The organism is Photorhabdus luminescens subsp. luminescens (assembly GCF_001083805.1).
Taxonomy (GTDB): Bacteria; Pseudomonadota; Gammaproteobacteria; order Enterobacterales; family Enterobacteriaceae; genus Photorhabdus; species Photorhabdus luminescens.
The window spans coordinates 108156-130788 of the sequence record NZ_JXSK01000011.1; the positions used below are offsets into that span (position 1 = coordinate 108156).

General features: G+C 42.9%; 17 protein-coding genes. All 17 read right to left on the reverse strand.

The annotated features are described in order from the left end of the window. Window positions 1-987 carry a hypothetical protein gene (locus TI10_RS21005; RefSeq protein ID WP_049585272.1) on the reverse strand — a complete coding sequence of 329 codons (987 nt, stop codon included), beginning with the start codon at window positions 985-987 and terminating at the stop codon, window positions 1-3. A gap of 168 nt (window positions 988-1155) precedes the next feature. After that, complete coding sequence (locus TI10_RS21010; protein ID WP_049585273.1) at window positions 1156-2076, reverse strand: DUF4255 domain-containing protein; 921 nt, start codon at window positions 2074-2076, stop codon at window positions 1156-1158. Window positions 2077-2100: 24 nt separating this feature from the next. Then, window positions 2101-4167, reverse strand: coding sequence for an ATP-binding protein (locus TI10_RS21015; protein ID WP_049585274.1), 2067 nt, complete (start codon window positions 4165-4167; stop codon window positions 2101-2103). Window positions 4168-4176: 9 nt separating this feature from the next. Next, window positions 4177-6006, reverse strand: a complete 1830-nt coding sequence (locus TI10_RS21020) for a contractile injection system tape measure protein (protein ID WP_049585275.1) — start codon at window positions 6004-6006, stop codon at window positions 4177-4179. Window positions 6007-6069: 63 nt separating this feature from the next. Next, window positions 6070-7620, reverse strand: coding sequence for a tail fiber protein (locus tag TI10_RS25740; RefSeq protein ID WP_053093489.1), 1551 nt, complete (start codon window positions 7618-7620; stop codon window positions 6070-6072). An 84-nt stretch (window positions 7621-7704) separates the two neighbouring features. Next, window positions 7705-11052, reverse strand: a complete 3348-nt coding sequence (locus TI10_RS21030; protein ID WP_049585276.1) for a hypothetical protein — start codon at window positions 11050-11052, stop codon at window positions 7705-7707. After that, window positions 11049-13748, reverse strand: coding sequence for a hypothetical protein (locus tag TI10_RS21035; RefSeq protein ID WP_049585277.1), 2700 nt, complete (start codon window positions 13746-13748; stop codon window positions 11049-11051). The genes TI10_RS21030 and TI10_RS21035 overlap by 4 nt, the downstream gene beginning before the upstream one ends. Before the next feature lie 54 nt (window positions 13749-13802). Next, window positions 13803-14219: a hypothetical protein gene (locus TI10_RS21040; RefSeq protein ID WP_049585278.1), complete on the reverse strand. Its 417-nt coding sequence runs from the start codon at window positions 14217-14219 to the stop codon at window positions 13803-13805. Continuing rightward, window positions 14216-14677: a GPW/gp25 family protein gene (locus TI10_RS21045; protein WP_049585279.1), complete on the reverse strand. Its 462-nt coding sequence runs from the start codon at window positions 14675-14677 to the stop codon at window positions 14216-14218. The genes TI10_RS21040 and TI10_RS21045 overlap by 4 nt, the downstream gene beginning before the upstream one ends. 13 nt (window positions 14678-14690) lie before the next feature. Continuing rightward, on the reverse strand, window positions 14691-16292 hold the full coding sequence (locus TI10_RS21050; RefSeq protein ID WP_049585280.1) for a phage baseplate assembly protein V: 1602 nt from the start codon (window positions 16290-16292) through the stop codon (window positions 14691-14693). Beyond that, on the reverse strand, window positions 16289-16972 hold the full coding sequence (locus tag TI10_RS21055) for a CIS tube protein (RefSeq protein ID WP_049585281.1): 684 nt from the start codon (window positions 16970-16972) through the stop codon (window positions 16289-16291). Before TI10_RS21055 ends, TI10_RS21050 begins: the two co-directional genes overlap by 4 nt. Continuing rightward, window positions 16959-17138, reverse strand: coding sequence for a DUF5908 family protein (locus TI10_RS21060; RefSeq protein WP_049585282.1), 180 nt, complete (start codon window positions 17136-17138; stop codon window positions 16959-16961). Before TI10_RS21060 ends, TI10_RS21055 begins: the two co-directional genes overlap by 14 nt. Beyond that, window positions 17135-17593 carry a phage tail protein gene (locus TI10_RS21065; protein WP_049585283.1) on the reverse strand — a complete coding sequence of 153 codons (459 nt, stop codon included), beginning with the start codon at window positions 17591-17593 and terminating at the stop codon, window positions 17135-17137. Before TI10_RS21065 ends, TI10_RS21060 begins: the two co-directional genes overlap by 4 nt. A gap of 13 nt (window positions 17594-17606) precedes the next feature. Continuing rightward, window positions 17607-18812 carry a phage tail sheath family protein gene (locus tag TI10_RS21070; RefSeq protein ID WP_049585284.1) on the reverse strand — a complete coding sequence of 402 codons (1206 nt, stop codon included), beginning with the start codon at window positions 18810-18812 and terminating at the stop codon, window positions 17607-17609. A 48-nt stretch (window positions 18813-18860) separates the two neighbouring features. After that, on the reverse strand, window positions 18861-20234 hold the full coding sequence (locus TI10_RS21075) for a phage tail sheath family protein (protein WP_049585285.1): 1374 nt from the start codon (window positions 20232-20234) through the stop codon (window positions 18861-18863). A gap of 11 nt (window positions 20235-20245) precedes the next feature. Then, on the reverse strand, window positions 20246-21331 hold the full coding sequence (locus TI10_RS21080) for a phage tail sheath family protein (RefSeq protein WP_049585286.1): 1086 nt from the start codon (window positions 21329-21331) through the stop codon (window positions 20246-20248). Between the two features lie 54 nt (window positions 21332-21385). Then, on the reverse strand, window positions 21386-21835 hold the full coding sequence (locus TI10_RS21085; protein WP_049585287.1) for a phage tail protein: 450 nt from the start codon (window positions 21833-21835) through the stop codon (window positions 21386-21388). Between the last annotated feature and the right edge of the window lie 798 nt (window positions 21836-22633).

A 22633-nucleotide genomic window follows, 5' to 3' on the forward strand; every position in this document is an offset into this window, starting at 1 on the left:
TTAGCTATTATTATTCTCTGAGGAAAGTTTTAATGTTTGTTTATTAATGCTATTAATCATATTTTCTATTTTATTTCTCGTCCTTGCCAGTTTGTCTAAGGTTAATTTCTCTCCCTTTATTTTAGAAGAAAACCCAGAAAGACTCATTTTATCATCGCCGTAGTTTTTACGCATAAATGCGGCGGCATCAGAGTGGCTTTCATTGAGGACTTCACGAATACTATTGGTGAAATCTAATATATGTCTGGCTTTATCATCACTTAATCCGGCTAATGCTTTATGGTGTGATATAGCCAGTTCAGCAAGTTTATAGGCGGGAATTTTGGCCGGGGATATTCTGCTGACAATTTGTGACGTTATTAAACCACCGGCAGTAACTTTTAGATTGTCTTTATTACCGATTTTCTTCTTGATCGCTTTTGAGATAGGGTTTTTATCGTAATTATTGATATCAAATATCATGTTTCTGGTTTTAGGGTAAGGGTGTGCGATTTCCAACTTTTTATTTAATTTTTCAATCGCTGTATCATTAAGATAATTTAATCCTGTTCCGGCTAAGGCGCCGATACCTGCGCCAGCGATAGTGCCGATACCCGGCGCTATGGCGCTTCCTATGGCGCCGCCAATCGCGCCGCCCGCTATACTGCCTCCTGTATTTAATAGCGCTTGTAGTGCGGTTGTCCCTACATTTTTAGCCGTATTACTGTTAGCGGATTCAGGGGAGTCCATTGATTTTAAGGTCCAGTCTAATTGTTTTAAATGACCTTTAACCACAACCATCCATTTGTAATATTCGGAAATGTTTTCTTTCCAAAATGCATAATCCTGAGTTTGATTTAAGCTAACAGAATTTGTCCCCATCATCGTATCTAAATCCAACCCCATGCCTAATGAGGTATCGTCTATATCATTCTCAATAGAGTGACTTGGCTGTGTTGGTCTATTTTTAAGATAATGACTATTTTCACTGTGTTTATTTATTGGCATATTATCACCTGTTTAATTTTTTTGATAAAAAAGATATTAATATAATATCAGCATCAATGATGATATCTTTATTTTTTAACTTGATTCCATTTCTTTACTCTCACATTACATGGAATTTTGATTTCGAGAAATGTATTTTGAAATCCATAGGATATATAAATAATGGTTTTAAATCCCAATCAATTTATCAGAATCTTCTTTTAATATAATAATACCTGTGCCATTTATATTAACAATAGCACTCTGACTATTTATCCACTTTAAAATAATATCTTTTATTTTAGGTAAATAATCTGAATAGGTAATGCCTGAAATATTGAGCAGCACACTTTTATTCTCTTGATTTTCATTATTTTCTTGACTTTCATTATTGTTTGTAGCGAATTCAGTGATCAGATCGACTTTAGCCAAAGCAAGGCGAATATCTTCTGTGCCGCCTAAATCGGCACATAATTTATCTGCCAGCGCCTGATTGATTTGTGAATTTTCCAGATTGGGTTTTTGAACCACGGAAGTTGAGATTTGGCTAATCGGAGTAATATTGTCCTTAATATCTTGCAGTTTCATGGGTACGGTAATGGAATACATTAAAGAAAGGCGAGGGCGATTACCCAGAGCCTGCCAGAAATTACCCAGGCTATTTAAGTTTTCCTGTTGTGGAATAACACGGGTATAAGCACCGGGAATGCCGGTTAATTGGCGGTTATTAATTAATGCATTTAAAACCCGTGTCATCACTTGCGCGGCTTGATTATTGGGTTGGCTGTCCGGGCTGGAGCTGTCGCTTGAGGGTTTATTAGCGTCCCAGTAAGTGATTAAATAGTTACAATTGATATTGACCCATCCCGGTAATAATGTACTGGTTGCCGGGTTATAACGCCTTGGCTCGGCAGAACGTAATTGCAGATCTTCATGTATATCGTAAAGAAATACGCTTATTGTCGGTTCCGATTGGATTGAATTAATTTCAGGTAGATCAAAACGGATATCAATTTTATTGCCATTGGTATTTAGATACTGGGATAAAATAGTATTTAATGCATTATTCACTTCAATAATCGCATTGTCAGAAGCAATGATAGTTGTCATGTTGGCTCCAATTTTATTCAATGTTTAAAAAACCAATCGGCCAGTTTTATTTAATTCAAGTGTAACGGCTCGATTTATATGTTTATTTTCGATTTGTTCACAGTGATCATTTTTCGCTAACATTGATGCTAATAGCGCAATATTTCTGATATTAGCGCCAGTTAAGTCAGCTCGTTTAGCCAGATGGGTAAAATCAATGGTATCGGATAATTTAAGTTGTTCCGGCCAAATAGCCTGCCACATTTTTTTACGTAACATTTCGTCGGGATAAGCAAAACGGGTAATAAAGGTGAAGCGACGATTAAATGCGCTGTCCAGATGGCTACGATTATTGGTGGCTAAAATCACTAATCCCGGATAATTTTCCAGTCGTTGCAGTAGGTAAGAAACTTCAATATTAGCGTGCCTGTCTTGGGCATCCTTGGTTTCGCTGCGTTTGCCAAATAAAGCATCCGCTTCATCGAAAAACAGTACCCCAGAATCGGCCTCGGCTAAATCGAAAATACGGGAGATATTTTTTTCCGTCTCGCCAATATATTTATTCACCACCGTAGAGAGATCGACTTTAATCAAATCAACGCCAAGATACCCGGCGATAACCTCTGCGGCCATTGTTTTTCCGGTTCCTGATTCTCCGTAAAATAACGCGCTAATACCGGTGCCATAACCGATTTTTTCCTGAAAGCCGGTCGCCAGAATTTGGTCACGATAATGTATGGCGGCAATAATTTCTTTTAATTGTTGCGCTAATGTATCTGAAATCACTAAATCATTAAAATTGCGTTTGGGGGTTATTCGTTGAGCTAATTTGCCGAAGTTTTGTTGCGCACGGAAACTTAATGCCTTTCGCAGATCGATTTCTTTCAATTGACCTTCTGGTTCTCGGAGTATTTGATATTGACTCGCTTCTTTAAGAATTAGCGGTAATGTTTCTGCGGTAAATGAAAAACGTTGGCAGAGCTGAGTAATATTGATTTCCTGAACGATATTATTAGGTAAACTTGCCGCCAGCATGGTTTTTTTATCTGCCAGAGTCAGTGCTGGCATATCAATTTGCACTATTGGCAGATGTTTGGTCCATATTAATGCATCACTCGGTTCTACCAGACAAATTACTTTTAGTTTTGGTTGGTTCAATAGTGTAAATAATTCGTTGTGCCATATTCTCTTTTCCTCTTTCAGTAAAGAAAAGTTTCGAATTAGTAAACAGGCATCATGTAATCGTGCTTCCCGTACTGCATCTATTAGCAAGTTAGGGTTATTTTCCTCCGGTAGTTGAGCTAAGTCTAGCGTTAATGTACTGATATCATGAGATGTCATAATATTGCTTACCGCCATTTCTCTGGCGCTATCTGATTTTCCTCTGAGTATGACCAGCGGGCGTATTTCATCGGTTTCATTGAGTAATATCTTTTCAAGTGAATGACAAAGAGTTTGTGGATACCAACGATGTGAGGCCGGAGAATGCCAATAAGCACAAGTTGTTAGCGGCGGTAAAATAACCCGTTGTCCTGATAAAAAATGCCAGATAGCGCTATGAGTTAGAAATTGGGTTTGTAACCAAATAGACTCTTGATGATTATTGAGCCGTAATAATTGGTTATTGATTAACGGTGTTTGTGGTAAAAAACTATTTTGCAGTAATTGCTGGTCATTTTGGCGTTGGCTGAATAGTTCAATAGCTAAAGCAAAACTGGGCCACTGTTTTTTACTGTTGCCGTGCAGAGCGGCAAATAATGCATGATAACGGCTATCGAAATGGGGCAATAAACCTAATAATAAAACATCACGCTCAAATTCAGTGAGTTCAAAACGTTCGACCAATAGTGATAATGCATTGGAGGTTTCTTCGATTCCAGAGAAATTAATAACATCATCCTGTTTGATTATCCAATGAGGAATACCCTGTGGCTTTGCCAGATGTTGCGCTAATTCATCTTCGGTAAGTAGGAAACTATCTGGTAAATAATCGTATTTTTCTCTGTTTTGGCAATAGTAATGTTGTAACCGCAAATCAATACGTTCCAGATGGGGATAAATCCAGTGTAATTCTGCCACCATGTGGTGGTTGTTTTTAAGTAAAGAGTTCATATAAACCTGTTAAATGTTTCGCCAGTCGATTAATAAAGTGTGATTCAGCCAGGGAAGTTTGGTGATATTTAATGGCCACGGCCAATCGGCCAGTAATGCGTCAAAGGGTTGTTGCTGGATGGTGATTTTAATTTCCTGATCATTAATTAGCAATTCCCCTGGCCGTTGTAAAAACAGTTGTCGGACATCATTGCGGCTTAATTTTTTCCAGCCGGGAAGTTGAGTAATAACAGTATCTAACCATTGTGTGGTTATTAATTGTTTTTCTGGTTCAAGAGAGATTGATTCACTATTTTCATCAGCCGTTAATCCACACAGCACGTTATTGAGTCTCTTACGTTCGGCTGGTGTTTCTTCGGTTCCCCAAATGAGAGCATCAAGGAAATTAACGGCGCTGAATTGGGCTTGACGATGGATAAATTTTTGCTTCTCAAGTAAACCAAGTTGATTAAACAGTGCCGGCAACGTCGGCCATAGCATTAATATTCCGGCATTGCTGACTTGATATGGAATAGTTTGCTCTGGTAATAAAATCGGTTGAGAAGTTATGGTTGATTTTTTACTGGATTCATTTTTATTGTCATGATCTGGCATAAAGTGTTGCGATAGATATTGGTATTCTGCAACTGATAGGTGTTGTTTACAGAGTTGTGAGACAGGCGCTAATTGCCATAATGAGGTTAACCAAGCCGTATCTGCACGCTTATATAAGGCAATATGTTGAAATGTAGCGAGGATAGTGTGTGTTTTAATGTTCCCTTTTTGAATAGCGGTGGCGATTGATGAAAGCTGATGCTGATTTAATTGTGGTAAATCTTGCCGATGTCTTGTAACTAATGCCTGTAATATTTCAGTGAATATTGAATTAATGGAAATCGTTTGTTGTAAAGAGGGTTCGTTGAAAAATGGATTTTTATGGCTAAAGTAATCTGCCAGATTTTTGTATTCTGGTGCTGCGAGGTATTTTTTGCATAGTTTTGCAATGGGAGCTATTTGCCAGAGTTGTTTCAGCCAACTATTTAATCGGCTATTGTCAGTCACAGTTTTTCGGAATAAGGTAATAATAAGAACGGCATTAAGTACGCCGTTATTAAGTTCAGTTGTAATATGTGAAATGATTTTTGCATTGGGTTTAGGTATTTCCTGTGTATTATGCCGCTGTAGATATTCCAGTGCATTGAGTATCAATTGCCCGGAGGAGACAAGCTCCTCCTGAGGTTGTGGTTTATTTACTCTTGCGGATAATCTGCGGTTGATGGCATTCAATAAAGCGGGTTGTTTGATAGCCGAAAGTCGTTGTATACCGTGTTCAGATAGGCAGCTTTTTGCCAATAGCAATATCCATTGGCTCTCTATCTGTGCTAATTGATGAATAAATTTATTAATATTAATCTCTTTATTATTGGTTATTTCCTCCAGTGTATTTAATTGGGGATTTTGTTGATATAACGAGTGAATAAAGTTTTCTGCATTAATTAAATTATTATCACCAGACAAAGATGGATTATTGATAAACTGACTGGATATGGATTTATCCAGTAGAATCTTTTCTTGATGATCGTTTATCTGATATTGGCTGAATGCTTTATTTAGCTCCATTTTGAGGCGAGCAGGAAACAGTGAATTAAAATCATGAAGATCTATTTCACCAAGATTGAGGGTTAATTTTTCTAAAGAGATATCCTGATGAATATTATATTCATCAAAGTATAAATTAAATAATTTATTTATACTGATTTGATTAAGCAGGGAGCCATGCAATACTTTTTTAGCTACCTGTTGATTATTAGCCTCAATCGTAATGGTAATCCGATTTAACAGATTTGGCTCCGAAGTCATATCAATATATCCTTGGTAATGAGTCAATAATAGATAATTTAAAGCTGTATTTGTGAAATAAAATTAAAGTTTCATAATAAAGGCTAGAATGTAATAAGGAGGAGTAATATTAGCACTTGCATCAACCGCATGAGTGTGCTCTTCTCCGCTCCCTGTGTTAGATGTGTAAAGATAATAAGGACTAATATCATTTCCAGAAAAAAGGTTTCTTCTTCCTCCTAATGTAGAGCTCATAAAATCAAGCTTATCAGGATTATTATCGATTTGTTTGCTTTGTTCTGTTTTTATTCTAAAGGAGCCATATTTTGAGCCTGTACCATTATAGTAAGCCATTCCCCCTATATGTCTATGTTCTGGTATTTGTTTCTGGGAAAGTTTTGTGCCTTTTATTGAGATTGTTAGTTTTTTATTTGTCGTATTTATTTTGAATTCTTTAGCATTGGTACTACCTGAAGCTTTGTCATTACTCTTTCCATTAATATCGGAGAGTTTGCCTCCTAAAATAAACCGATCGATTAAATTTGGTGTACCACTATTACCATCACACAGTGCCCATCCTGTAGGAACACTACTACCAGAGAACATCACAATCATTCCTCTGGGGAGTATTTTGCTGGAATCAATACTGACACCGTTATTATCTACTTTTATGCCATTACCGGCTTTTACTGAAACACCATTACTATCGACATTAATACCATTACTAGCCTTAACATCTAACCCTTCACCGCCTGCTTTTACTCCCCAACCAATTCCTACCGATATTCCTGTAGATTCGACTTTAATAGTGGCATTTTTTGCTTTTACGGAGACGCCGTTACTATCAACATTAATACCATTATTGGATTTGACTGCAACACCATTGCTATTAACGTTGATACCATTATTGGCTTTAATTGAAACACCGTTGCTATTAACGTTGATGCCATCACTTGCTTTAACTGAAACACCATTGCTGTTAACGTTGATGCCGTTATTGGCTTTAACTGAAACACCATTACTATCAACATTAATACCATTACTGGCCTTAACATCTAACCCATCGCCTATTTTTATTCCCCAACCAAGATTGACAGATATTCCTGTAGATTCGACGTTAATTGTTTTATCTTTGGCTTTTACAGCGACGCCATTAGTATCAACATTGATGCCATTATTGGCTTTGACCGAAATACCACTACTATTGACGGTGATACCGTTGGCAGCTTTGACAGCCACATTATCATTATTGACAACAATGCCACTACCTTGTCCAACACATATGCCATTGGTTTTATTAACCAGGCCACTACCAAGATCTATGGATAAAATATCTTTTTCAAGTATTAAGGGCGAAAAGTCTTGGCTGGCAAGCGTGCCCATTTTTAAATTAAGCGTACCGTCATCAGCTAATTCCAAACCTTTTCCTGGCCCATTTTGTTGTGGCGCTTGACCACAGGCTCGGCGACCGATATCAGCAATATTAATTAGATCGGCATAATCGGTTTGTAATGGAATACTGCCTTCTTTAAAACGGTTTTTCAAATCACCGACTGAAGGCCCGGTTGATTCAATATTAGCACTTTTTAGATTAACTTCTGTGTTATATAGATATAGGTTGTATTTCTTTGCCATTTTTATCACCTTATATTGTGTGCGCTATTATACTGAGATTCTTGAAATGTTCTGATATATAAATAAGATATTTATTGTATATTGTTAAGGTTTATTTCCATCATAAGTAAAATTAAAGCCGAATTTTGTCCGGGTTTCTCCTTTAAGGTCATTAGGGTCAGATATATAATTCAGCGATAAAATAATCGGCTCTTCGGTGTAAAATAATGCGCCAGAAAGATCTTGGTTATCGCCTAATACAAATCCGTAATAGAATGACCAGCTATTTCCTGCCGGTGGATCGTATAAATTCATTGCTTTCCATGCTAAATTAAGCCCGACTTTCTTCCTTCCTTTAATATGTAATGTTTCATCGGTAATAACACCATTTTTGTTTTTCTTCACTTTGATAGTGTAATCTGTCCATGCATTATCTGATTCCAGTACGGCATATTCAGGGCCTGTCTGACTGTTATCGGTTAGAAATACCAGCTTGCCTTTATTATCTACCGGTTGATACAGAAACTCTGAAACAGTGGTTTCTTTATTATTCTCTTTATTAAGATCGATATTTACCCATACTACCTTCTTAGTATAAGGCACATATAATAATTGATCACCTTTTATGACTTCTTCGTTCCATTTATCCCCAGACTCGCCAATTACGTCAATACGTTGTTGTTCAGTAGCAATTCGCATACTACCAATACCCGTTGCAGCGGAAGGCAGGCGCCCTAAAGTTAAGGTTTCTAAAATATGGTATGCCTCATCTCCTAACGGCGCGTCATTGTTTTGCCAGCGTTTGTAGGTATTGGCAAAATCTTCAAAGTGTTCCGGTGATAACCAGTGAATAATCATCGAAATATGCGCGGGGAATTCAGCGAGTATCTCTGTTTTCACCCAAGCTTCCAGTTTATAAGGGTCAACTCTGTTACTTGCAATTAACTGATGATCCACTACCACGCTGACGACAAATGAGAAGCGATCGGCCAAGGCGTATTTTTCGCTGGAGAAGTACCAGCGATAACGCCAGGCTTCGGTCTCGGCCGGAAAGTCTTTATTTAGTGAGTCTTGGTTGCATTTAATTAATATCTTACCTTGAATGCGATCAAATTTAATGACGCGGGCTTTGAGTTCATATTCGGATCGCGGTTCACTACGCGCTAATATTTTTTGCGATGGTTTGGATGGGGTAATGACATATTTCAGCGTGATTTCGTCATTGACTTCGATCATTGCAGGAAAAGGGCTTTGGGCGCTGGAGGTGATCCAACGTTCATCTTCGGTCGCGTTTTTATACGTCTCATTGGCATAAACTAATTGATAATCCATATCTTCCAGCCACACCGGGCTATTTTGCCAACGTAACTTACCATCATCAAATGCCTGTTGCACCCGGTGCAAATTGTGCTCCAACCCCGTGCTGTTACGCGAGCTAAGAGAGAAAGTATCTCCTGTCACCTCGGTGATCATCTGGCCCCGCAATATAAACTCTCTATCATCTTCAATGATAATCAGGTTAATTACTTGGCCTTGTAATAAGCGGCCTGCGGTACCTTGTTGGGTAATTTTTAACTGGTCATCTTCAACTGCCAGAGAATCGGGCTTTTGCTCAGCATTGAATTGGGTATCGGGTTTTTCCGGTAATAACTGGCGATGTTCAATTAAATAGAAAGGCAGATTAGCCAGATCAGGCGTATCAATGAAACATTCCCCGCCCAAACCTAATCGGGCAGCAATCCGTTTTTGCAATGCGGACACTTTATCAATCCGAATATTATTACGTTGATAGGTCAATTCGGGTTGTTGAGCCAGATAACCACGTTGGGTGTCCAGAAAATCCTGAAAATCAAGGGTGAGTGGTCTGGCGGCAAGTTGAGCGCCAAAATAGCCCAACAGATGATCCAGAATTGTCACTTCCTTTATATAGTTTTCGCTCTGAATTTTGTCATCAATATAGATTTGTGAATCACGGCTCAGCTTTGCGGTTAAGTCAGGGATGATCTGTTGATGAATGTTGTCACCGAGGGTATCTGCTTTAAAAGGCCATTGCACACCGTGTACCGTTTCCCCTCGTTGTTTAAAGGCCAGTAATTTTGGTAACAGGGCCAATTCGGCACAGCCGTTAGCCAACATTTGTTCAAACGGCAGCATAAATTGGTGCAACTGCACTTGTTGTGGAGTTGGTTTATTGGTCTGCAATCCATAGCAAGCCGGTAATTTATTACTCACAGGGTAATAATCCAGAACTTTACGATGTTTACCCCAATGCAGTAATTCCGGCTGCGTATCAATTAGGGGTTCTGCAATAAGCTTTTTTTCTATATCTTGTTTGGAAACGCCAATTTTAACGCCCCCTTTGGCGGTAATGGTGAGCGGGCTGTTTGGTGAGGTAATTAATGCTAAGGGGTCGTTACCCCATAGTCTGGGATAATATCCTTGGGCGATTTTCCAGGACCAATTATCGTCCGACAGTTGAGTAATAGTTTCGTCGTGATGAGTTAATGCCAGCCGGGTTACACTTTGAATACCTTTAATAGCTAATAATCGGTTAACCAAATGGCTGAGATTTAATACGGTAGCATCGGTGTAATCTTTAACTTGAGGTAATGTCGGTATCCAACCGTGATGTAAATAAGGGCCGGAAAATATCTCTTCATGATGGTAACCCTGATCTTTCATGGCCTGAGTGGTATAACGTTTTGGGTTTGCCTGCGCCATCTGTTCCGCCGTCATATAAACTTGGGCGAAAATATCAGGAAGATCAATGACGTTATCATCAAGTTCAATATCAATCTGTAAAGGCAGATCGGTGGGTTGCAGCCAAATAATGTGACTGACGGATTCCCCCAGATTACGGTTATTTTTTAGGAAAGCGTTAAGTTTTTCCTGAGCCAGCTTATTATCGGCCTGCGTTTCCCGGCTAGGGAGTAAATAGAGCCAGTAATTTCCTCTTAGTGCTAATTCGCCGTCCGCGCCTAAATCATTAAAGGTATATTCACGTTTCTGTTTGTTATACCAATATTTATAGCGTTGATTTTCAGGTTCACGAATTAATTGGACATCATTAAATAAAAAATAACCTTCATTGGTGTCATTAATTGCGTCACTGCTATGTAGGTCTAGCAAAGCCCGGCGATAATCTTCTGCGGTGATGGGGCCACAGGTCAGCGTTTGTTGTGGGCCAAACTCTTGCGGGAAAATACCGTCGCCGGATAGCTGTTCTTCCGGTTTTGGCGTCAGCAGATCTCTCAGTGGCAATGCGTGGCGATAGGCCAGATCGGAGGCGCCATAACAACAAGCTTCCAATAAGGTGGTGCCGGGATCATTTTCATTGCTATTGCTCCAGCATTGACCGGATTGCTGCTCAATCACCGTTTTGGCCTGAGCAAGTAAGGCATCGAAGGTAATGTCGTCTTTGACGATGGGAAACAGGGCATCCTGATGACTCATTGGTTAACTCCTTGGTTTGAGGGACGCTGCTCTGGCCAGACTAAAATCAGCACTTCATCATCGGCGGCTTCGATACTTTTACCCACGGCGCCTGTGACTCGGTTAGCGATGGTTATGTTTAAATCGGTGACGCGTTCCACCAGAGGAGATTGCTGGATCGTGGCTAATAACTGGTAATAATCAATGCGATTACCGGTTGTCACGCCGATAGCCGGATTTTCGCCCCACGGCATATAGTTGCGGCTTAATTCCTGCTGTAGCTGGTGATGGCCGTAGTCGGGGTTAACGCCCGCGATAAAGGTCACTTGATAATTCACATTAACGTCAACGTAGGTGGGATTGTTAATTTCAATGGTTGCCCAAGGGCTGCTGAGTTGTTTGATCCATTCGACCATCTCTGCCAGTCGAGCGGGGTTTAACGTTGGACGCAATCCATCATCGTTGTCTTTGTAACGGCTGTCGGGGATCACAATCAGTTGCTGTGTATTCGGCGCCGGAATTTTGGTTAATTCACTGGCAGACGGGTATTTGACATCAAACAAGCTGATAAATTGCTCTTTTAATAAGGTGACAATGTTGCCCCAACTCAGTACCCGATTGCGGTGGGATAAGCGGGCAGGAAGTCGCGTCAGGAAGGCTTGCTCGGTTTCTGGCGGGCGACCGTTCCACGAGGCCCAAGGTTGGGTGACGTTGCTGATGGCAACTAGCGGGTTGGTGGGTTGTTTAATGGCATCTGCGGCTAATCCATTGATAAAGTGATTCTGCTCAACGGTTTCTGCGTTGATTAATGTCGCCGTGGTGGCGTTATACAGTAGACCCTTAATGCGTGGGTAATCTTGGGGATCGGTTTGATGAGTTATCTCTGCTTTCAGCCAATAGCGTCCCGTAGGCATCAGGGCCGCCTGATTGGCCGCATCCTGTGGCAATAAGGTGCGCCAGATACCCCGGTCAAACAGGTTATGGGTTTGGTCGTCAACTAATTTGTCTAATTTGCTCCAGGTGTTGTTCTTATTGAGATAAGACCAAGATAACGCGAGTGCTTTAACACCTGCCAATTGCCAATAGAGAGATAAAGTTTGCCCCGGCAGTACACCCGTAAAGCCTAAATAGAATGCTTCATGAGTTAATGCAGGCGTTTCTGCTGCTGCTTCGCCCCGGCCAAAAGGCGTTAGGGGATAGACGGAAAATTGTCCAGTTTTAGCTTTAGCGCTGAATTGAATCTGCAATGCACTGATTTGCGGCGTATAAGGGACATTTTTGTCCGTGGGATTTTGCCAATATTGAGTGTGCATAAAATCCTGCTTATCCAATTCTATGCGTATTGATGCCGGCCATTCATTGGGAGATGGACTATCTGCAACAGGGTAATGCATTGTTGGCAAGGTGAATTTTAGGCTTTGTCCTTGTGGTGCTTCTTTTCCATTGAATAATGACTGCGCTTCATTAAGTTTTTCTCTCTTTTGGGGCGTGATTAAATAACCCTGTACTTTAAAGGCACTATTGTCGGGTTTAGTTTCATATCTTCCATACCATTTTGAAAAGTTTTGTTGCGGCAATCCCACCCATTGGGGGGTAATCGTCACGGTGGCGCTTTCAGTGCCATACCATTCTGGGGCAATTAGATTGAAACCAGAACCTAACGACGGTGATTGACCAAAAGGGAAGCTGGAGGTGTCCGTTTGTTCGATACCGCCATCAGAGGTGTAGAGCACACTGCGGTTACCGTTAGCACTGACTTCGATCCCGGTAATCTTGGGTAGAATAGGGCCTTGAGCGGCGCCTAGCTTTAATACCGGTACATCAAACGTCATATTATCCAGAGCATCAGGAGGCGTGGTCGGTGCATCACTGGCGGATAATCCAAGTTCAAGCGTTGTTTTGTTGACAAGTTTTACCGATAAGGAAAGCCAGCGATTTTCTGCGCTGATATTAGCCGTGATGTGCTCGGATTTACCGGTCCACTCGCTGGCTAATGTGACTTTAATCGTGCGTTCTCCTGCTGACATGGCAAATAAAGGCGAAGTGATCAGATAACCAGACAAAACTGGAATGTCATTGGGCGTTGGGCTAAAAAGTCGAATACCGTTTTCAGGCAATGCCATGTTATCTGCAAGATTGAAGAGGATTGCCGATAACCAACCATCATCTTTTTTCCGATACCAACGCAGGTCGGTCAGCTCCCCTTGGTTAGCCAGTAAATCCCTATCTGACGCATATTGTAGCGGGGTACCGGCGTTATCTTGCCCGGCATCAAATAGCGTACCCTGAGCTATCAACGATTCTGTGCTGTCAGGATTGAGCGTAATCCCTATCGCAACTTTATCCGCTTGCGCTTGTTTGGGTTTGAGTCCCAATAATTCCCGGTAATAAAGATTACGGTGCCGGGCCGGAAAGGTATTTAATAATCGATTAGTTGTTTCTAATAACTTTAAAAAAGCTAGGACAAAAGCTTGATGGGCAGGTAAAAATCCATTCGCTTTATTCACGTTTTGGTAAATATCGGCTAATTGTTGAGGATTATTTGCTTGAATAAAGTAGAAACTATCCCAGAACTGTTTTTTTTCTTGATCGAAAGGGATTTCTTCAGCGTAAGCTTTAAGCCAATTTAAAATATCTAGCGTGCTTCTTTCATCAAGTTTAAATTCAGTATCTGGTACAATAGCAGAGAGTTTATTTTCTAACTCGGCTTGTCCCATATTTTTATCACCTTTGGAAATATTGTTATTTAAAATTAAAATTGGAAAGATTATTTATCCGGCAGTGACCGCATATTGACTGGCAATAAAACGGCCTTTGCCCATACTGGGGGCTGTCACATCCGGGCCGCTCGATGGATTATTGGCTGGCTGTGTCGGGGTAAAACGGGCGATAAATTGTTGCCCGACGATAATCACCGTGACTGGACTACGGCAGAAGTTTACCTGCTGGCTGGCATCCAATTGAGCAATGGTGACCATCCCCATGCCGGGAACCGGGTGACTCGGGGTAATATATTGCGCTTGCAGTTGAACTTTTTTTTCATCACCCACTGTGACGATCTTTTTGCCCTGAATTTTGGCGTGTCCGCTACCCCGGATGGTTGCTGGCCCTAAGATGGTGACTTGCCGGTTGCCAAATAACGGCTCGAACAGCAAGGTATCGCCATCCACCACCAGTTGTTTGCTCATAAGCTCACCTGTACCCGACCTTCATTAATTTCAAGGGCGCCTTCAATTTGCTGGCCGATTTCGCTGCCTCTCAGGGTGTAAGTGACCTGAATATGCAGGGTATTCGGCACGTCGGTTCTCTGGTTTACTTGGATCTCGCTGATATCGGCGCGGGGTTCATAACGTAATACTCGTTCTTCAATCCGAGTTTGAATTTCGGCCATCATTTCGTCACGGATATTAGCAAACAGATAATCACTCAGGCCACAGCCATAATTTTCACGCATAATTCGTTCGCCGGGTTCGGTGAGAAAAAGAATTTTCATATTTTGACGAACATTTTCTGCTCCTTCCGCCATTGTGACGCCGGTTGCTATTTCTGGATGAATATTATCTTTGATAGAAAATTGCGGCGGAAAGGCCCAACCTCTACCATAAATATCGGCTAATACGGTGTTGGTTAATACTGTATTTGTCATCTCATTACCTTAATTATTGGGTTAAGTTAATTTTCGCACCTTTAATATCCACCCCGGATTTCCCAGAAGCAGATAGAGATTTTTCCGCCTCTATTTTAATTTCCTGAGCATTGGTGATGAGGTTTTTAGCCGAATGAAGCGTGATATCTTTATCCTGTTGCAGAGATAAGGTATGTTTTCCGCTATTTAATGCGAGCGTTTTATCTTTATTATTAAATAATAATGCCTGCTGGTTCTCTCCTTGTTTAATCACTAAGGTTTTCACCGGATTTTTTTCACTCGGTTCTAACGGCGCCTTATTTTTAGGGTTGTGCATCGATCCTAATATCACTGGGAAGCGGGGATCACATTCAAAGAAACCGATAATCACCTCATCCCCCGGTTCAGGGTAGAAGCAGAAGCCGCTTTCATGACTGGCGTAAGGTTTACCTAAGCGGGCAAAAAGGGTGCCGTTGGTTAAGTTTAAGGCCGGTATTTTGACCGGAATGCGCCCCAGTGACTGGCTATCTCGCTGGTATTTTTCCACAACCCCGACATGCAGCTCTTTCGCCTGCGGTACAACTTGCTCTGTTTCCGGTAATAGCCCCAGAGTCAGCCGAGTACGCCAGCCTTGCCGTTGATTGATGGTGTGACTGACGCCAGTGATAATCGCCTGACCGTCCATCCCTTGACCAAATCCGCTTAACGCCAGAACATCACCGGCTTGATAACGGTTATCGCCTTCGACCTCAAAATTACCGGAGACATTATGACTTCGGCGGTTATTCAGGATGCCTTGAGCCAGTTGTTTGGCCTGCTCATTATCTAACGGATAGCTGAAAACCCATTGCCATTGTTGATTGGTCAATGACGCTAGATTGTCTGTGGCGAGTTGATTGCGACCGAGATTACTGTTTTTTGCCTGATTGGCTGGAGACAGTTTTTGTTGGGCGACATCCCAGGATTGTACGCTCACGGTTTTGGGGCTACGTTGGTTATCCCATTGCAGATTCGCCTCAAATAACACCGCATCCTGATGGCGAGCTCGCTGGTGGATGGTATGTACGGTTGACCGATTCAGTGATTCCGGGGTGACCAGCGTCACGCTATCGTTGCCGGGCAATAACCAAGTATGAGTCGCGAGCAGCCGGTTTTTTAGAAAAGCCCAGTCATTACAGCGAAACTGCACCATTTGCTCATGTACGGTGTTAAGCTGCGGGGCTTGTTTTATCGTGACGGGGATACTCGCTTGGCTAAACAATTTCTTGATAATCGCCTCATCACTCTGTTTGTTGAACAATTGCGAGTGGCAGTTGTGAGTTAATTTTTGCAACGCATGTTTGGCGGTCAGAGTAATGATGCTGTCCTGACCTTTAAGTCCCAATGTTTGCCGAACGATGATCCCTTTAAACACCACGGTTTTTTCGATTTGCACAATCAGTTGATGACTGGGGCGGCAACTTGCCAATTCAGCTTGCGCCTTGGCATCAAAGATATGACTGGCATCACCGGCGATCCCCAAAGTGATATTAGCCGAGGGAATGCCATTAATATGATGGTTAACTGTCAGATTGATAACCGTAAGTTGGCTAAGGGCTTTACCACCGATTTTGAGCGTTATCGTCGGTATCTTCATGCCTCCCCCTGTGCTTGCAGCGTTTGCCCCGGCGTGAAATCATCAAGATTATCCAAATCGTTTTGCCAGGCCAGCGAGAGATAATCGATACCGCCCGCCAGAGAGGCGCCAGCACCGAGAGCGATCAAGGGCAGGGAGAGCATATCGGTTATATTAACTGCGGTAACCGGTGGTGATTTTAATTGCTGCTCGGTGGCTTGAATGACAAAGCTTTCATCTGCTGCCAGAGATAAGGTAGCGCTGGCCCGCAACGGTGTGGCGTCCCGGTCAAACAGGGTGTAATGAATGCTGAGACCGCTGGCGCGACAGGCAAAATAGCCTTTGTTTTCCCAACGCATTTTGCCCCATTTGATTTTAAGAAAGTGAGGGACGTTAGTACTGGCATCCACGGCACATAAGGCTTTTAGCGTTGCCAGTTGGGTTTCTACCGGCGTGTTGTTGCCGGGCATGGCGGCATCAAATAATAGGATTAATGACAGACCCGCCGGTTGGGATAACACATAGCGGCTGCTTTGGCTGGCGCTGTTAATGCTTTCATCCTGCTGATAACGGGTTTGATAATCGAGCTGGATGGCATCAGGGTTATACATCGCCTGTAAACTGCCTACGGAGATTTTCCCCTCGCGGTCTTTGAAGGCGGTGAGGGTGAGTTTGGATAGGCTGCGTTCAATTAAGCTCATAATGACCTCCTGTTTCACGCAATGCGTCTAATACTGCTTGTTTCACTTTCTCAATCAGGCGGGCGTCATCCAGCGCTTCCTGCGCTAATGTTGGCGGCGCGACCGGATGACTCGCCGAATCGGTGACTTTGGCCTGAATAATCAGTTCCTTAATTTCGACGGTCATGCTTTCACTCCTAACCAGCGCATATCCTGATAACGTAACTCCAGCGCATTAACCAAAACCGTATTGCTATTGGCATCAAGGTCGCCGGTGGACCAGCGAACCGGCAGCGCGTTACTTAGCGTCCAGCTTGCCACGGGTAAGGTGTTTTCATTCAGTAGCATGATGACCACATCGGCATAAACTGCTTTCTCGCCGCGCAGGACGCGATCAAATACCCAAGTCAGCGGCGTAACGGTCATAACACCGCGTTCCAGTACTAAACTGCCGTGTTGGATCTTCTCGGCTAGCCAAACATTTCTGGCATTTTCTCCGCCCTGACTGTGTTGGCTAGTTTGCAGTTCGCGGCTGAGGCCCGATATTCGTTGGAAAGCTATGTCGAGTGGGCTAGGGATGTTGTTAAACAGAAAACTGGCGATAAAACGGTGTGATACTGATGGGGTGTATAAGATGTTCATATTTTGCCCCTGTTTAATGGGTGATGCCGGTGCGGGTATCAAATGTCAGACTCAGCTCAATAAATTCCGCCGGAATTAACAGCGCCAGCCTGATCTTCATGATCATTTTCCCGGCCCGCAGATCCGCTTCGCTCATCGATTCATCAACTCCTAGCAATACCTCAAAGGCTTGATCTTCCTGAGTGCCCCGTAGTCCGCCGTTTAGCCATAACTGATGCAGCCAGTTGTAAGCTTGACCTTTAAACTTCATCCAGGTGATGGCGTTATTAGGTTCAAACACAAAGGCCCGGCCCAGTTGAGTCATATGGGCTTCAATATAGGAAACCAGACGGCGAGTCTGGATATAGCGCCAAGGAGAGCCGGGGGTGTTATCCAGCGTGCGGCATCCCCAGATTCTTGTCCCTTTGCCGGGGAAGCTGCGAACCAGATTCAACGAGGCGCCATCCTGATTAAACAGGGCATCGGCTTCAATGTGAGAGCGTATTGGGCTGATCACTTTGGCTAACGCGACGTTGGCGGGCGCATGCCAGACAACCATTTGGTTATCGTTACGCTGGATGACGGCAGCCACTGCCGCAGTTGGCGAAAGGACAACCGGTTGATTTTGTTCCTGATAGGCGCTGTTTACTCTTGGCCAATATACCGCGGCCCATTGCCGATCATTGGAAGAGAACTGCGTTAAACATTCAACGGCCAGTGCGGGATCATCGGGGGCATCCAGTAATCCCATGATGCCGCGTCGATTCTTGCAAAGGTTAAGTACGGATTGCCAAAACTGTAGCCAGAATTGAACCTTATCGTGTTGATCGATTTCCGAGTTGGGATTGTTCATCTGATTCAGATAGACAATATCGGGGACCACAATCAGCGTGATAGCATTCTGTGCGGAGATCGCTTGTTTAATCCAATCTTGCTGTAGGGTGTTGGTCAGTGATTGAAAATCGTCTCGTGGTTCATCAGACCCTAGCGACAGCACATAGGCTTGCTGACCGCCGTTTTCAAAAAAGTGACGCACGGAATGATACATTAATCCTGTCTTTTTAAATGACAGGGTAAAATCTGCCAGACTATTGAGCTTGATGGCGGTTTTATCATTGGCATGGCTATTTTCAGCAGGTTGGGTATAGCCGATAAAAACCGGTATACCGACAAATGCCTCATTTTGTTTCTGGGATATCAGATTCTCCGTGATGGTGACGCCCGGCTGTGTTATTTCCATTCTCGTTTCCTCAATAGAACAGGCGCGGCGAACCGCGCCTCAGTACGGTTACTGTGTTACATTTTGCGAAAATTGCAGGATAATAAATTCAGCCGGACGCACCGCCGCCATCCCAACTTTGACTACCATTTTGCCTTGCTTAATATCGGCATCGGACATCGTGAGACCTTGACCGATTTGCACAAAATAGGCTTCTTGTGGGCTATTACCGGCCAGCGCCCCTTGTTGCCAGAGTTGATGGAGATAGTTATCAATGGCTGACCGGACCCGTTCCCAGGTAGGTTGGCTATTGGGTTCGAAGACGGCAAACCGCATGGCTTGCTTGATATCCCGTTCTGCCGCATTAAATAAACGTCGAACCGGAATGTAGCGCCAGTTGTCATCATCTTGCAGGGTACGTGCGCCCCAGACGACAAAACCTTTGTTGCTGAAATAACGGATAGCATTGATCCCGTTTTGATTCATGGCGCCTTGCTCATCTTCGCTGAGCCGTTCCGCCACATCACTAATTCCGCTCAGCACTACGTTAGCGGGCGCTTTCCAGACGCCACGGCTGGCATCAGTGGCGCAATAGACACCCGCCATAACTGCACTGACGGGAATCGTTCTGCTTATATTCTGTATTGCCGCGACGGCTTGCTGATAGACATCAAGGTTTTTCTCTTTGAGTTGTACCAGATTGGTGATGGTGTCTGATGTTGTATCTGCATCCCGATAACCTGAAACAGCGACGAGGCTCTCTTCCGTTTGCATAAGCTGTGAGACTTTCACCGCAGGATAATACGTTGCGGTTTGTGACGGCACGTTAACGCTGATGGCGGATGCTTTGTCCTGATTATCAGCGATAAGGAAATAACCCTCATTCAATAATGCTGGCGTCAGGCTGTTATATATCTTGCTCTGATAATTGGAATCTTGTTCAGGACAGACGATTAAGGTGATTTCTAATGCCTGCTTAATTAACTCAGGGATGAATGCCAGAGTAGCTTCTTGGGTATCGGTAATTGGCAGGATATAACAAGGTCCGCCGCCATTTTGGAAATAAAGTTTTAACGCATCACTGCCCGTTGTGTAGGTATCCACCACCACTTGGTAAGTGTAATCGGGAGTTTCTTCATCTGCGCTGAGCGTCGCGGCCTTTGCATCGTCTTTGACGGAGGTATCGCCGTCGTCGGTTTTAGGTTTTTCAGGAGGAGTCGGAGCGGTTGATGTGATGGCGATTGATGTCACACAACCTAGATGGAACAAGTTAGTGAAATCCAACCAGCTACTAATGCGTGTCGCTTGGGGCGTTGTACTGGTTTTTTTAGTTAAGAAACGGCCAATAAAAACCGGGATTGCCGTGTTCCCTTGACTGACGGAAAGCGCCAGTGATGCATCTTCTTCAATATAGACGCCAGGATAAGTTGGTGTTGTTGGCATGCTGCCTCCAATTATTGAGCAATGTTTTGCGTGAATTGCAAGATAATGAACTCGGCTGGACGAACTGCTGCCAGACCCACTTTGACAATCATTTTGCCCTGATTGATATCGTCATCGGTCATGGTGGCGCCTTTACCGATCTGCACGAAGTAAGCCTGTTCGGCTTTATTACCCATCAGCCCGCCTTGTTGCCAGAGGGCATAGAGATAGTTATCGATAGCGCGGTGCACGGTTTTCCAGGTCGGTTGGCTGTTGGGTTCAAATACCATAGCTCTCATGGCATTTTTAATATTTTGTTCTGCGCTGTTAAACAGGCGGCGAACCGGGATATAACGCCAGTTATCGCTATCTTCAAGTGTACGAGCTCCCCAAACCAAAGCGCCGCTCTTAGGAAAGGTACGGATCATATTCAGCGCTTTGCCTTGGTTATATTTCCCTTGCAGGTCGTCAGTCACTGGATATTTAGGTTGCAATCCGCCTTGAATAGCCACATTAGCGGGTGCTTGCCAGACACCCCGATTGTTATCGACGCTGGCATAAATACCGGCCATCACGGCACTGGGTGGAATATCAATGGCGGCTTTATTTTCTCCCCATTCGGCGGTCAGCCAAGGGTAATAAACGGCGCCATAGGCAGTGGCGGTATAAGATTTGAGCACTTCATCGGGTTTTTGCTCCGAAGTGATTTGAGTGACTGGACCATCAAAAATAGCAAATAAGCCTTTGCCCGGTTTACAAAGTTTTCCCGTCACCTCATTGATATCTTCTCCGGCAGCAACCAATAAGGTGACATCATCAAGTTTTGGCACTTGTTGTTCTAACGCTTCGGTTTTAACGAGATAACCATAACCGCCGCCGTTAATAAAATAAGCGCGCAGTGCGACATCAAGCTTATCGGTGGGAGTAAATTGACCGCCTTTGAGCGACAGATAATCCAACCAGCTACTAATACGAATATAGGGATTATCATCGGATATTAATGAATTATCCTGTGCAACGGCAAAGACAGGCACTGCTGTTGCGCCGGCGCGGACAGAGAGGGCTGGTGAGGCATCCTCTTCAATATAGACGCCGGGATATTTTAATTCTGTTGGCATATTGCCTCCAATTATTGTGCGATATTCTGAGTAAAACAGCTTTATAAATGAGTCTTAAGCCGCTTGAATAGTTACCCGATCTGCGGTCAGGGAAATTTCCTGAACAGCAACTTCATTGCTGGCGGCATCAAAAGAAGGGGAGGTTAATGAGGTTGGAAAGGCATTTGCCACACTCCAGGTCATTAAAATTTCAGTGCCTGCTTCGTTGGTCAGGCTGATTGAAATATCTTTTTTCTCAACCTGATTCAGTTGGATGGAATTAAGCCAATCAAAAAGTTTGGTATCACCGGCGAATACCCCTTTGCGCAGGGTAATATTGATCGCCTGACGTTGACCGGGCATTTTGTAATAATTACCGGTACCGTCTTTATATTCTATGACATCGTGGGAAATATCGAGCCCGGAAACGCTATTAAAAGGGATCTGCTCATCACCGATTGAGACGACAAACCGATAAGTAGGGATCGGATATTCAACAGCGATTTGTTCTGGAGTTGTAGCCATAATGTTTTCCTTTGTGAATTATTGATATTTAAGAGACAAGAAAGCAGCTATCACCTTGTTTCTACTCGCATTGAGCTATGGGTATAGCTACCGCAGCAACCTGACAAAGAGGTTATTATTCATACTGGTAAAATTTGCCTGATAACTATTTAGGTCATTTTTAATAAAGCGGCATGATTATAAGTAATGAATCTTTAGAGGGAATATTAATTAATAATGAAGGGTAATTATTAGTTGGTATGGCAGAGGTTAACCATTTTAGGTATTAGCGCGGTTTTATTTGGTTTTAGGGGTAGGGAAATTATGAATGGAGAATTATTTTCTGTTTTATCGATTAATTTATGATCAAAAAATAGATAGGTAAGTATGATTATACAAATCGCTATAGGAGAAAATAATCTTGGTGGTATAAGAGGAAAAGTATCTCTTCCGATTAGGGAGGAAAAAGATATACCCTTCATCTTTCAAGCTGCTGCTTTGTTGGCTGCTTTCACTCACCCCAGTCACATCGTTATCTATGCTCCTGGGGATTCATTCACTTGCCGCCGCGCTGCAACTCGAAATCTATTAGGTATAGTCTTATTGCAGTGCTAATAAAATGGATTTTTTACGGTAGTAATAAATAGATAAAATGAAATCATGTTTGCAGTTAGATTATTTCTTTAGGGTGGCAGATAATACGTCTATTATAGTTTGAAATCAATATTAATTATGTTCAGGAATTGGTACTTTTTTGATTGCTTATTGGTTATGAAATTTAGTAGTAATTCGATTTAACCGATTTTCTACGAAATTCAG

What these genes read in the sequence shown, in the direction of transcription:
- TI10_RS25740 (WP_053093489.1), bottom strand. Translation starts at nt 7,620, where the DNA reads ATGGCAAAGAAATACAACCTATATCTATATAACACAGAAGTTAATCTA.
- TI10_RS21065 (WP_049585283.1), bottom strand. Translation starts at nt 17,593, where the DNA reads ATGAACATCTTATACACCCCATCAGTATCACACCGTTTTATCGCCAGT.
- TI10_RS21015 (WP_049585274.1), bottom strand. Translation starts at nt 4,167, where the DNA reads ATGAACTCTTTACTTAAAAACAACCACCACATGGTGGCAGAATTACAC.
- TI10_RS21030 (WP_049585276.1), bottom strand. Translation starts at nt 11,052, where the DNA reads ATGAGTCATCAGGATGCCCTGTTTCCCATCGTCAAAGACGACATTACC.
- TI10_RS21070 (WP_049585284.1), bottom strand. Translation starts at nt 18,812, where the DNA reads ATGGAAATAACACAGCCGGGCGTCACCATCACGGAGAATCTGATATCC.
- TI10_RS21050 (WP_049585280.1), bottom strand. Translation starts at nt 16,292, where the DNA reads ATGAAGATACCGACGATAACGCTCAAAATCGGTGGTAAAGCCCTTAGC.
- TI10_RS21005 (WP_049585272.1), bottom strand. Translation starts at nt 987, where the DNA reads ATGCCAATAAATAAACACAGTGAAAATAGTCATTATCTTAAAAATAGA.
- TI10_RS21080 (WP_049585286.1), bottom strand. Translation starts at nt 21,331, where the DNA reads ATGCCAACAGAATTAAAATATCCCGGCGTCTATATTGAAGAGGATGCC.
- TI10_RS21060 (WP_049585282.1), bottom strand. Translation starts at nt 17,138, where the DNA reads ATGACCGTCGAAATTAAGGAACTGATTATTCAGGCCAAAGTCACCGAT.
- TI10_RS21020 (WP_049585275.1), bottom strand. Translation starts at nt 6,006, where the DNA reads ATGACTTCGGAGCCAAATCTGTTAAATCGGATTACCATTACGATTGAG.
- TI10_RS21035 (WP_049585277.1), bottom strand. Translation starts at nt 13,748, where the DNA reads ATGGGACAAGCCGAGTTAGAAAATAAACTCTCTGCTATTGTACCAGAT.
- TI10_RS21045 (WP_049585279.1), bottom strand. Translation starts at nt 14,677, where the DNA reads ATGACAAATACAGTATTAACCAACACCGTATTAGCCGATATTTATGGT.
- TI10_RS21040 (WP_049585278.1), bottom strand. Translation starts at nt 14,219, where the DNA reads ATGAGCAAACAACTGGTGGTGGATGGCGATACCTTGCTGTTCGAGCCG.
- TI10_RS21010 (WP_049585273.1), bottom strand. Translation starts at nt 2,076, where the DNA reads ATGACAACTATCATTGCTTCTGACAATGCGATTATTGAAGTGAATAAT.
- TI10_RS21085 (WP_049585287.1), bottom strand. Translation starts at nt 21,835, where the DNA reads ATGGCTACAACTCCAGAACAAATCGCTGTTGAATATCCGATCCCTACT.
- TI10_RS21075 (WP_049585285.1), bottom strand. Translation starts at nt 20,234, where the DNA reads ATGCCAACAACACCAACTTATCCTGGCGTCTATATTGAAGAAGATGCA.
- TI10_RS21055 (WP_049585281.1), bottom strand. Translation starts at nt 16,972, where the DNA reads ATGAGCTTAATTGAACGCAGCCTATCCAAACTCACCCTCACCGCCTTC.